The 12,476-nt window shown below is 60.9% G+C and carries 10 protein-coding genes and 1 pseudogene; 8 read left to right on the forward strand and 3 right to left on the reverse strand.

Annotated elements, in window-relative coordinates; translation table 11 throughout:
* Positions 1-10: 10 nt before the first annotated feature.
* From acnA to A9974_RS29695, 7 genes and pseudogenes are all read left to right on the forward strand, one after another.
* Entirely contained in the window at positions 11-2,662 is a 2,652-nt protein-coding gene (gene acnA, locus A9974_RS24380; protein WP_183004350.1) for an aconitate hydratase AcnA, read from the forward strand.
* 99 nt (positions 2,663-2,761) lie between these two features.
* Complete coding sequence (locus A9974_RS24385; RefSeq protein WP_183004351.1) at positions 2,762-4,069, forward strand: CitMHS family transporter; 1,308 nt, start codon at positions 2,762-2,764, stop codon at positions 4,067-4,069.
* Positions 4,070-4,125: 56 nt separating this feature from the next.
* A complete protein-coding gene (locus A9974_RS24390) occupies positions 4,126-5,151 on the forward strand; it encodes a tripartite tricarboxylate transporter substrate binding protein (RefSeq protein WP_183004352.1) in 1,026 nt (341 codons plus the stop codon).
* A gap of 58 nt (positions 5,152-5,209) precedes the next feature.
* Complete coding sequence (locus A9974_RS24395; RefSeq protein WP_183004353.1) at positions 5,210-6,196, forward strand: GntR family transcriptional regulator; 987 nt, start codon at positions 5,210-5,212, stop codon at positions 6,194-6,196.
* Positions 6,197-6,369: 173 nt separating this feature from the next.
* Positions 6,370-7,758, forward strand: coding sequence for a transposase (locus A9974_RS24400; RefSeq protein WP_183006771.1), 1,389 nt, complete (start codon positions 6,370-6,372; stop codon positions 7,756-7,758).
* Between the two features lie 253 nt (positions 7,759-8,011).
* Entirely contained in the window at positions 8,012-8,446 is a 435-nt protein-coding gene (locus A9974_RS29690; RefSeq protein ID WP_220805928.1) for a DUF2332 family protein, read from the forward strand.
* Positions 8,346-8,968: pseudogene (locus tag A9974_RS29695) on the forward strand (DUF2332 family protein). The gene A9974_RS29690 and the pseudogene A9974_RS29695 overlap by 101 nt, the downstream one beginning before the upstream one ends.
* A gap of 306 nt (positions 8,969-9,274) precedes the next feature.
* On the opposite strand, the gene A9974_RS24410 reads toward A9974_RS29695, so the two are convergent.
* From A9974_RS24410 to A9974_RS24420, 3 genes are all read right to left on the reverse strand, one after another.
* Positions 9,275-9,451: a hypothetical protein gene (locus tag A9974_RS24410; protein ID WP_183004380.1), complete on the reverse strand. Its 177-nt coding sequence runs from the start codon at positions 9,449-9,451 to the stop codon at positions 9,275-9,277.
* 594 nt (positions 9,452-10,045) lie between these two features.
* On the reverse strand, positions 10,046-10,303 hold the full coding sequence (locus A9974_RS24415) for a hypothetical protein (protein ID WP_183006772.1): 258 nt from the start codon (positions 10,301-10,303) through the stop codon (positions 10,046-10,048).
* Positions 10,304-10,452: 149 nt separating this feature from the next.
* Entirely contained in the window at positions 10,453-11,331 is an 879-nt protein-coding gene (locus tag A9974_RS24420) for a LysR substrate-binding domain-containing protein (RefSeq protein WP_183006773.1), read from the reverse strand.
* A 154-nt stretch (positions 11,332-11,485) separates the two neighbouring features.
* On the opposite strand from A9974_RS24420, the gene A9974_RS24425 reads away from it, so the two are divergent.
* Positions 11,486-12,457, forward strand: a complete 972-nt coding sequence (locus A9974_RS24425) for a tripartite tricarboxylate transporter substrate binding protein (RefSeq protein ID WP_183006774.1) — start codon at positions 11,486-11,488, stop codon at positions 12,455-12,457.
* Positions 12,458-12,476: the final 19 nt, after the last annotated feature.

Raw genomic sequence — 12,476 nt, forward strand, 5'->3', positions numbered from 1 at the left:
ACCACGCATCATGAACGAACTTCCTATTCTGCCGCTGGCCGGCCGCACTATTTGCTACGTCCCGATCGCCAGCTTGCCCGGTGTGGAGCGGCTTCCCTTTTCCCTGCGCATCCTGCTTGAAAATCTGGCGCGGCAAGCGCGCCAGGGGCTGGATACCGCGTCCGAGATGTCCGCGCTGTTGAATCGCGACACCGGGGCCGGACTTACCTTCTACCCAGCGCGCGTCTTCGGCCAGGACATCCTTGGCCAGGTCATGCTGGTCGACATGGCGGGTCTGCGGGATGCCGTCGCCGATGCAGGCGGCGACGCCAGCGCGGTGCGCCCCAAGGTGCCGGTGGATGTCATCATTGACCACTCGCTGCAGGTGGACCGCTGGGCCAGCGCCGACGCGCGCCAGGTCAATCTGGACAAAGAGTATGAACGCAATGGCGAGCGCTTCGCGTTCTTGCGCTGGTGCAGCAGCAGCTTCGAAGGCGTGCGAATCGTGCCGCCGGGCAAAGGAATCATGCATCAGATCCATCTTGAAAACATCGGGCAGGTGGTTCGCATCGAGACGCAGCGGGGCGAGGAATTGGCCATTCCCGATACCTGTGTCGGCACCGACAGCCATACGCCCATGATCAACGGCCTGGGCATCCTGGGCTGGGGCGTGGGCGGCATCGAAGCAGAAGCCGTGATGGTCGGAAAGCCAGTTGCGCTGGCGTTGCCCGAAGTGGTAGGCGTTGAGGTGCGCGGCCAACTGCGCGAAGGCGTCATGCCCACGGATCTTGTACTGGCTATCACGCAGCAGATGCGCAAGATCGGGGTGGTAGGCCAGTTCGTCGAGTTCTTCGGCAACGGCCTTGAAACCCTGTCCCTAGGCGACCGCGGGATGATCGCAAATATGGCACCGGAATACGGCGCCACGGCGGTTTACTTTCCCATCGACCACCGCACCCTCTCGTACCTGCGCATGACAGGCCGCGACGAATCCCAACTGGAACTGGTGGAGGCCTATGCCAAGGCGCAGGCCCTCTGGCGCGATGCCGCCACGCCGGCGCCGGTGTTCGACCGTGTCATCACCATCGTGCTGGACGACATCGCTCCGTGTCTTGCCGGCCCGCGCAACCCCGAAGATCGCGTGCTGTTGGGCGAGGCGAGGCGCGCGTTCGAACAGCATCACATCGACATCGCCGGGGTACCCGTGGATGACCGTCGCAAGGTGGCCGTGCAGGGCGCGGACTACGCGCTGCACGACGGCGCCGTCGTCATTGCAGCCATCACTAGTTGCACCAACACGGCCAACCCGGTCAACATGATGGCGGCGGGCCTGGTGGCGAAGAAAGCCGTTGCTTTGGGACTGCGCACGCAGCCATGGGTAAAGACGTCACTGGTGCCCGGCAGCCATGTGACCGCCGCAGTGCTGGAAAAGGCCGGTTTGCAAAACGCCCTGGATACCCTGGGCTTTCACGTCGCAGGCTTTGGCTGCACAACGTGCAACGGCGGCTCCGGTCCGCTGCCCCAGCCCATCGCAGACGCCATCGAACGTGAAAAGCTGGTGGCCACCGCCGTGTTGTCCGGCAATCGGAATTTTGAAGGCCGCATCCATCCCAATGTGCGCGCGGCCTATCTGGCGTCGCCCGCCCTGGTCGTCGTGTATGCGCTGACCGGCACGCTGCTGCACGACGTCACCACCGACTCCATCGGGGTGGATGAGGCCGGCAACCCTGTGTACCTGCGAGACGTGTGGCCCACCGCGACCGAGATCGCCGCGCTGGTGGACACCACGTACGAACCGGAAATCTTCCGCGCCAAATACGCGGATCTTTTTGACGGCGGCCCGCAGTGGGACGCGCTATCGGGTACGGCCAGCGAACGTTTCAACTGGCAGCCCGACAGCACCTACATCCGCCAGCCCCCGTACTTCGACGGGCTGCGTGCGCAACCTTCGCCGGTGTCCGACATCATCGGCATGCGGCCGCTCGCCATCCTTGGCGACTCCGTCACCACGGATCATATTTCGCCGTCTGGCGCGATCAGCCTGGGCACGCCCGCCGCCGATTTCTTGCTGGCCAAAGGCGTGCAAAAGGCGGACTTCAACAACTACACCACGCGCCGCGGCAACCATGACGTCGCTGTGCGTGCCACGTTCGCGAACATTCGGCTGCGCAATCGTATCGTTCCCGGCGTAGAAGGCTGCTATACACGCCTGATGCCCGAAGGCGAGCAAATGCGGATCTTCGAGGCGGCAGAGGCCTATCTGCAACGGAAAACGCCGCTTACCGTGATTGCAGGCCGCAACTACGGGTGCGGTTCGTCGCGCGACTGGGCGGCCAAGGGCGTGGCATTGCTAGGCGTGAAGACCGTGATCGCCGAAAGCTTCGAACGCATCCATCGCACCAATCTCGTGGGCATGGGCATACTGCCGTTACAGTTCGAACCCGGCACCACAGCCGATTCGCTGGCGCTTGACGGCTCTGAAACGATTGATGTCCTGGGCTTGAGCGAACAACTAGCTGTTGGGGATCGTGTCAAGGCCGAAATTCACCGAGCTGACGGCACCACGACCACAATTGCGCTGATCGTGCGGCTGGACACGGCCGAGGACGTCGAATACTGGCGCCATGGCGGAATCATGCCCCTCGTCTGGCGAGACTATCTGCACCAAAACAGCCACCCCTAACCCCCTCCCCGCAGCGCGAAAGGCTCGCCCGGCATCGACCGGGCGGGGCATCGTTCGCCCTGCGATTTGATAACCATAACAAAGCCAGGAGACAAACCCATGCTTACCCTGCTTGCCTACGGGATGATCATCGCGTTCATGGCGCTCATCATGAGCGGACGAGCTACCGCCCTGATCGCCTTGATCACTGTTCCCATCCTGTTCGCCCTGCTTGGCGGCTTCGGCCCGGAGATCGGCCCGATGGTCATGAGCGGCCTGCGCGCCATTGCACCGACCGGCGTATTGCTCATGTTTGCCATTCTGTACTTCGGCCTGATGATCGACGTGGGGCTGTTCGACCCGCTGATCCGCGCCATCGTCCGCGTCTGCCAGGGCGACCCCATGCGGGTGATCGTCGGCTCTACCCTGCTCGTGCTGTTGGTGTCGCTGGATGGCGATGGCTCAACGACCTACCTGCTGTGCCTGACAGCCATGTTGCCCTTGCACCGCCAACTGGGGATCAATTCGCTGATCCTGCCCTGCCTGGCGATGCTGAGCAACAGCATCATGAACATCTCGCCCTGGGGCGGCCCGACGGCACGCGTCATGAGCGCGCTTCATCTGGATGCCTCTCAAGTCTTCCTGCCGCTGATTCCCGGCATGATCGCCGCGTCCGCCGTGACGCTGGGCATCGCATGGTGGTTCGGCCGCCGTGAACGCGCCCGGCTCAAGACCATTCAATGGCGCGACGCCGCACCGGTCATGGAATCTCCGCTGGGCGGCGACGCTCAGCTGTCCAGCCATCCTCGCAGCAAGCCGCTGATGATTTTCAACCTGATCCTGACCTGCGCGCTGATGGTCGGGCTGGTGGCCGGTGTACTGCCATTGCCGCTGCTGTTCATGGGCGCGTTCGCGATCGCGATCTCGGTGAACTTCCCGTCGCTGCAAGACCAAAAAGAGCGCATGGCAGCACACTCAGCAAGTGTGGTTGCCGTGGTTTCCGTGATTTTTGCCGCAGGGATCTTCACCGGCATCCTGTCGGGCACGAAGATGACTGACGCCATCGCCCAAAGTGTGATCGGCATCATCCCGGAGTCGGCGGGCAATTTCCTTCCGCTGATCACGGCGCTGCTCAGCGCACCGATGACTTTCTTCCTGTCGAACGACGCCTTCTACTTCGGTGTCGTGCCGATCCTGGCCGAGGCGGGCAAGGCCTACGGCATCGCGCCCGAGATCATCGCGCGCGCTTCGTTGCTGGGGCAGCCGGTCCACCAATTGAGTCCCCTGGTGGCCGCGAACTACGTACTGATAGGCATCGCGGGCGTGGAGTTCGGCGCGCACCAGCGGTTCACGTGGAAATGGGCAGTGCTGCTGGCGCTGGTGATGATTGCCGTGGCCGGTTTGATCGGCGTGGTGCCGCTGTACTGACGCGCAGCAGCAAAGCCCAGACTGAAGCACATTACAAAACACCTGAGGAGACAACCATGGACATTCACATGGCTACTGAGTATGACATTCAAAACGAATCCCGGCGCCGCGCCATGCGATCCTTATCGGGCTTGGCCATGGCGGCGCTGTCCCTGCCGCTGTCCCGGATGAGCTTGGCGGCGGGCCAGTATCCCGAAAAGGCCATTTCGCTCATCGTTCCGCAACCTGTCGGCGGCGATGCGGACGCCGTGTGTCGGCTGCTGCAACCGCTTTGGCAAAAGGCGCTGGGCCAGTCCGTAATCGTAGACAACCGCGCCGGGGCCGCGGGCAACATCGGCACGGCCGCCGGGTCCCGTGCGCCCAATGATGGTTACACGCTGACGTTTGTGAACCAGGGAACGATGACCATCAACCCCTTTCTATACAAGGACCCTGGCTATCACGTGGCAGACCTTGCGCCCGTGAGCCTCATGACGTCGATTGATCTCATCATCTGTGCGCATCCATCAGTACCCGCCGCGAACCTTGCCCAGTTCCTGGCGCTTGCCCGCAAACAACCTGGCGGCTTCACCTACGGCACTGCCGGCAATGGCAGTGCCAATCACCTTGCAGGCGAGATGCTCAAATCCATGGCGGGCGTCGATCTCGTTCATGTGCCCTATCGAGGCGGCGGCCCGGCAATGATCGGTGTTTTGGGCGGCGAGATATCCACGGTCGTTGCCTTTCCGTTGGCCGCGTTGCCGCACATACGCTCTGGCAAGCTGAAGGCCTTGGCCATTACCGGCAGCCAGCGCAACCCCGCTCTGCCGGACGTGCCCACGGTGGCTGAAAGCGGCGTGCCGGGATATGAATTCACGTCGTGGATGGGCCTAGTCGCGCCCAAAGGAACACCCTTGGACCGGATTGAAACTGTGGCCGACGCCACGCGGCAAGCCATGGGAGATCCATCGGTCCGTCAGCGCCTGAACGACGCAATGACCACGCCTGATGCGGGCGGACCGGAAGCGCTACGCGAAATCATCAATAAGGATTCGGAAAAGATGTCCGCGCTGATATCCAAGTTCCAGCTCAAAATCGACTGATACTCGGGGCGGCGGCCACTACGCCGCTTCATGGACGGCGACGCGCTAGAATCCTGCCATGGAGAAAACGAAGGAACTTACCTCGGTACAAGCCCGCGTTGTCCGCGAGATCGTCGCACTGGTGCGCCGTGAGAAGCGCGAGGCGGGCAGCCCTCTGGCAGAAGTCGCGCTTGCGGAAGCGATCGGTACGTCGCGAAGCCCCGTACAAGTCGCCTTGCGGCATCTGTCGGAGCTGGGCCTCGTGCACCGGGACGCCAACCGCCGCTTCGTGCTGACACGAGCTGCGCAGGACCTGGACGAAGAGGCGCGGACCTTACTCGCAGAGCCTGACGATCCTCTCTACGACAGGATCGCCCGCGCACGGCAAGCGGGGGAACTGCCTGACGAGGTCAGCGAAGCTCAGTTGATGAGGCTGTTCGGCGTCGCGCGCAGCACCCTGCGAAAGGTACTTTCCCGGATAGCAAAAGAGGGGTGGGTGGAACAACGGGTCGGCAACGGTTGGTTGTTCCTACCTATGATCGACTCCCCACAGGCCTACGAAGAGAGCTATTTGTTCCGGCAGTCGATAGAACCAGCCGCGATTCTGAGCCCGTGGTTTACAGCAGATCGAAACGAGCTCCAAGGCTTGATCCTGGAGCAGCGGTTCATCGTTGACGGTGGCTATCAAACGATGACTGCAATTGAGCTCTTTGAAGCAAACTGCCACTTCCATGAAACCCTAGCAAAATGGTCTGGCAACCGATTCGTCCTGCAGGCGATTCAACGCCTAAATGAACTTCGCCGCCTGGTAGAGTATCGGCAGGCCAGTGCGCGTACGCCACGGCGCGCCCAAGCAGAAGAGCATCTGGCCATTCTCGCCGCGATTCAAACGCAGGATCTTATAGAAGCTGCCGGCCTGATGCGCAAACATCTCGAGGATGCCAGACGCGCGAAGGTCTACGGACAGAGCGGGTTCTCTGCCAAAGAAGTCCAGGACCGGCCAAATGGTGTCTTAGCGCTTCAAGGGATGGAAGATTCCACGGTTTCCACGCGAGAAAGGTCTTGATCAGCATCGCATATGGCCTTATGCAGGGGGCGTGGCCAGCATCGATATGACTTTTTGAGTTCCCATGGACGGCCGCGAAGGTCAGCTCCCGGCCGATTCTGTTGAAAAACTCGCGGCCGTCTCGGTCGTCTGGCAGAATTTGCAAAGCGCCAACGAGTTCGGAGAGCACCGACATGATGGGTCATCAAGCGAGCGGGCAAGAGCGGCTGTTCTACGCTTTCAACCTTGAAGACGTCGTTCCGCCGACCCATCTTCTTAGAGCCATCGATCGCTGTCTGGATCTGAAGGAACTCCACCAACACCTGGCGAAGCACTACAGCCATACGGGCCGTCCGTCCATTGACCCCGAACTTATGATCCGTATGCTGATCGTTGGGTATTGCTACGGCATCCGCTCCGAGCGTCGTCTGTGCGAAGAGGTTCAACTGAATCTTGCATATCGATGGTTCTGTCGTCTCGGCCTCGAGGATGCAGTGCCCGATCACTCGACCTTCTCCAAGAACCGACATGGACGTTTCCGCGCCAGCGATACCTTCCGCTGGTTGTTCGATGAAGTGGTCCGTCGTTGCATGGCTGCGGGCCTAGTAAAAGGCGAAGGCTTCGCTGTCGATGCCAGCGTCGTGGCTGCTGATGCGAACCGCCAGCGCGGTGTTCCTGCCAGTGAGGCCACCGACTGGTCGAACCCCGCACTCAGCACGCGTGCCGTGCGCGAGTATCTCGAAGCGCTCGACGACGAAGCGTTCGAACAAGCCGTTCCCCGGCGAATCTCGCTGACCGATCCGCAGTCACGGTGGACGGCCGCCCCTGGCGGTCCCGCATTCTTCGCTTATTCGACAAACTATCTGATCGATACCGAGCATGGCGTGATCCTCGACGTCGAAGCCACCCCTGCACATCGCACCGCAGAAGTGGACTCTACCAAGACGATGGTGGATCGTGTCGAGGAACGATTCGACATCATCCCTGATCGGCTCATCGGCGATACCGCTTACGGCACGGCGCCGATGCTGGCGTGGATGGTGCAAGACAAGGGGATAGAGCCGCACGTCCCCGTCTGGGACAGAACCCAGCGCAAGGACGACAGTCTATCGAGCAGCGACTTCGAATGGGATGGCGAGGCCAACGAATATCGTTGCCCCGAGGGGCATGCACTGCGCAGCGAGCGGCACACGTTCAAGATCGAACGCACTCACGTCACCAAGGCGGGCACCGTAATCTACCGAGCCAGCAAAACGGACTGCGGTAAGTGCGCGATGAAGTCGCAATGCTGCCCCAATACGCCGATGCGCAAGATCGCTCGCAGCATTCACGAGGATGCACGCGATGCAGCCAGGCGTATCGGCGCCACTGTGCAGTACCAGCGCTCACGTCACGAACGAAAGAAAGTCGAGGTGCTGTTTGCACACCTCAAACGTATTTTGAAGATCGACCGCTTGCGGTTGCGCGGACTTACTGGTGCAGCAGACGAATTCACGCTTGCAGCAGCCGTTCAGAACCTACGTCGTCTTGCGATGCTTACCTCTCCGGGGCCACCGATTCAGGGCACAGGTGCGCCCAGTTGAGGCGAAACCCACCGATTAACAAGGCAACCGGGCATCAGTACCCGGTTCCAATCGAAAAAATGGCGAAAGCCGCCAGGTCATCGGCCTTGTAAGCGCGACCAAGCGCGCGCGCAATCGAGTTTTTCAACAGAATCGGCCAGAAGCAGTCATACCGCGGCGTCAACATGCAACTGCGGGCGTCTACATAGCGGCGTGGCTGATTCCCGTGAGCGATGCTAATCTGCCCGGACTCATCTGCGTAGTGGGAGATGGCATGGATCGAATTACTGACCGCTATTTAAGGGTTGCCAAAATCGAGGCGGCGGGTCGCTCGCCGTTGTATGAACAATGGGCATTGCATGTCGCGAAATCGTCTAACGCATTAGCATTTCTGAACGATCTACCTGTAGATAAGCAGCAACCCAATCTGCTGTTTACAGCGCTCCGGCATACCGTAGGCGCGCCCTCACATCGACTGCAGATTACGACGCAGGCCTGGCACAACATGGCGCCGCCATCCGGGCTCTTATGCTGGCTCGTTCCGCACAGACCACGAGCCTGGGCGCTGTGCGGTGTTGATGCCCGCTCTCGCTTCAATCGGTGGCAAGATAACGCTAATCGAAGTGGGGGCCTCTGCAGGGCTGTGCCTGCTGATGGAGAAATACGGCTACGACTGGGGTTCACAACGTCTGGTTCCCTGTCCCAATGAATCGGACTATCCGGTCTTCCCCTGTGAGGTCACCGGCGCTGCCCCGCTGCCCCGCACTTATCCTGAAACTGTGTGGAGGGCGGGATTAGACCTGAGCCCAATCGACGTCCGTTGCGACAAGTATAGGAAGTTGCTGGAGGACTTGGTGTGCCCGATGATGAAGATCGACTCACCCGCCGTCAGTCGGCGCTACGGATCTGCAGACGCGAGCTACCTCAGATCGTCCGGGGCGATCTGTTGCGGGTTGTTGCTTCCTTAATCGAACAGGCACCGGCGGAAGCGACTGTTGTCGTGTATCACTCCGCCGTTCTGAACTACGTTATGGATCAGGCACAGCGAAATGAATTTGCACGCGGCATGCTGGCCTCGGGTTGCATCTGGATTAGCAACGAAAGTCCGCTGGTATTTCCACAATTCTTGCCTTCGGACGCGCGGCAGCCGTCCGGCATGTTCCTGTTATGCGCCGATGGCCAAGCGTTGGCCTGGACGGACCCGCATGGTGCCGCGCTGCAACGGCTGTGATTCAGCGCTTTCTTCGCTGACCGCCGTCGGAAAGATCTAATGAGCACATGGAGATATCATGAAGTTCGACGTTTACGGTAGATTTGCGCTGGAGGTGCTTCATACGACCCGCGGGTGGGGGCGTATCGCCTTACCGACGGCAAGCATGTGCGTGCGGATGACGTCATCATCTCGGCGGATATGGCGCCTGGAGACATCGCGGAATACCTGTCCTTAGCGCGCTGCTCCTCCATGATTCCATGAAGGTAGGGGAAAACCGCGTTGTCGAGCTTGCGCAAGATAAAGTCTCGATCCCCTTCGTGTGCCTTAGCATTCACAGGGGAGGCGCGGCACGCCGTCCTTCATAGGAACTTCCTCAATAAAGGCATCGTACGCGTTGGCGAATGTCGTCATCTCGAGCTGAGTGGTCATATCAAGCCAATGATTGACTTTTATCAGCGTCCCCACCGCCGCCGGACTTGCAATCTGCTGTTTGGTGTACATGGCCTCTGGTTTCTTGTGGGAGCGCTCAGCAAAGCGCAATGCTCGCTCTACGTCGTTCTCGAAAAATTAGACACCAGGGCCAAGCCAGTCGTAATCATTGCGACTCTGGTCGAGGGATACCACTCGTCGGCTGACCAAGTCGTCACGGACTACCGCATCGCAACCGTAGTACCCGACAATCAGATGTCCTGCTTTCACCGGTAGAACGACTGGAGGTTGCCGGCCTCGTCGAGGATCCCTGCGCGCTTGGCAATCTCAATGGCCTTTTAACGCCCAAGGATCGGTACGTTTTGGAGCCGCGAAAGCGGTATAGCTAACCGCCTTCGGCCGGGCTTTTTAGCCGTCTTAGCAGCTGGCTTAGGATCCACTGCATTCTTTGCGGCGCTCACCGGTTCGCCTGCTTACTTCCGCGGAGCTTTGCTCTTCGGATTTGGCGAGCCGGTTTGGACAACATAGCGAACTATAGGTAAGTACCCAGTTGTCTTAGGTGGGCGTTTGCGAATGATTGCCATGAGCTTATTTTCGCACATGGTGCCTCGGTGGGACACCTCTTCCCAGACCTAGGGGGCATGCTGCGACGGTCAACGCCTTCTCCTACCGGCCGCCCCGTAGATCAGGGCGGCCGAGCGCGCCGTCGCCCGCCCCCCCCCCCGCCACCAGATCAGCCGCATCGCAGGCGGGTTCGTCCAGCAGCAACGAACGCAGTAGTGCCACGGCGGGGTCAGACGCGCCGGGATAGGCCGCGGCATACCAATCGACAAGCGCGCGCTTGGCGTGCCTGCTGACCTCTGCGGACAGGGGTTCTTGTTGGATCTTGTCGGCAAAGGCGCGCAACACTTCGATGGCAGGCATGCGGCAGCTTTCACGTGACGTTCGGTTTTCTCTGAGGCATCTGGCTGGATAGCCAGGCCCTGCCGAGTCTAGGATCGCCCACTAGGCCGCCGCAACGCGGAAATTCCACCTGATGGAATTGAGCGCGAGCCACGCGCAAGGCGCAAGCGCTAGTGCTCGCCGCCCAGTAGGCTCAACACATGAGGCAATAGCGGCAAGGTATTGGCGGGGTTCCATACTGCCGAGTACTCCGCTTCGACCACCAGGCCATCGATATCCTTGAACACCACGCCCGGGACACCCGCGCGGGCGAATGACCGCGGCACGAGCGACACGCCGCGCCCCATGGCAACCAAGCTCACCACCGACACGAGGTGTTTGGCGTAATGCATGATCCTGGGGCTGAACCCGGCCTCCATGCAGGCGGCGATTGTCAGGTCATGAAAACTTGGCCCGCTGTGCCGCGGAATGGCGACGAAGGCATCTTCGGCCAACTCTTCCAGCTTGACCCGCCGGCGTCGCGCCAAGCGGTGCCCTTCGTCCAGCGCAATCACCAGCCCGACGCGGCCCACGGGTATCGACTTCATGTCGCCCACGCCCTGAGAAACCTGCGCAAAGCCGATGTCGATGCGGTCCTGCTCCAGCGCCTGTAGCTGCTCTGACGACCCCATTTCTTCCCAAACGCTTTCCAGGCCGGGCAGATCGCGTTCCAAGCCCAGCACCACTTCCCGGATATCCATGAACAGCACGGCCGCCACAAAGCCGATGCGCAAGCGCCCCGCATCGCCACGCTCGGCGCGCTGCACCGTGCGGATCGAGAGCTCGGTCTGCGCCAACAATCTGCGGGCTTCCTGGACCAGCGCCGTGCCGGCCACCGTCAGTTTGACGCTGCGTTTGTTGCGGTCAAAAAGGGTGACGCCCAGCCGTTCTTCCAACTGCTGGATGGCCTTGGTCAACGGCGGCTGGGAAATGAAAAGACGCGCGGCGGCCCGCCCGTAGTGAAGCTCTTCAGCAAGCGCAAGAAACATGCGCATCGACTTCAAATCCATGGAGCGGGACGTCAGAAAGGGGAAAGCGTGAACGGGACCGCCAAATTCAGTAATTCCGAATAAGAATTACTGACATCCGAAAAACATATTGGACGGCTATTACACAGAATAAGCAGAATCGCTCCATAGAACAATATTCATATCGGAGACTTTCATGCGCAGCCCCTATTTTCGATGGTTTGCCGCAGTTGGCGCTTGCGCGCTGGCCGCGGCCAGCGGGGTGGCGCAAGCCGACTATCCCGAACGCCCCATCCGCCTGATCGTGACGTTCGTCCCAGGCGGCGGCGCCGACTTGCTGGCGCGATATCTGGGCCAGGCCCTGACGGCGGAATTGAAGCAGACCGTCGTCGTGGAAAACCGGCCGGGTGCGGGCGGCATGATCGGCGTCGAGACCGGCCGCAACGCGCCCGCAGACGGCTACACGCTGACGCTGATTTCCTCCAGCTACACGGTCAACCCCAGCCTTTACCGGATGTCGTTCGACCCGGTTGCGGACATCACACCCATCGTGCAGGTGTCGCGCGGCCCCTTGTTGGTGGTGGCCAGCCCCGGCTTCGCCCCCAATACCGTGCCCGAGCTGATCGACTACGCCAAGAAGCATCCTGGCGCCATCAACTACGCCTCTTCGGGCCAGGGCAGCGTCATTCATCTGGCCAATGAAATGTTCAACCGCAAGGCGGGCGTCGAGATGACTCACATCCCCTACAAGGGCGGCGGCAATGCACAGAATGATCTGATGGCCGGACAGGTCCAACTCTATTTCGCGGCCACCGCCAGCGCCCTGCCGCACGTAGCGTCCGGCAAGATGAAGGCGCTGGCCGTCACCACCGCAACCCGCATTGCCGCATTACCCAATGTGCCGACCATTGCCGAATCGGGTCTGCCTGGCTACGACGCCACGCTCTGGTACGGCTTGATCGGCCCCAAGAACCTGCCCGCCCCCATCGTTGAAAAACTCAACGCCGCCGTCAATCGCGCATTGCTGACCCCGGACGCCCGGGAAAAGTTGTTGGCCGATGGCGCCGAACCGGCCGGCGGCACGCCCGCCGAATTCACCACCACGATCCGCAACGAGATTTCCCAATGGGGCAAGGTGGTTCAGGACCTGGGCATCAAGCCCGAATAATTCAGGAGCAAGCATGGCA

Origin of the sequence: Achromobacter sp. UMC71 (genome assembly GCF_014170305.1) — a bacterium.
GTDB lineage: Bacteria > Pseudomonadota > Gammaproteobacteria > Burkholderiales > Burkholderiaceae_B > Achromobacter.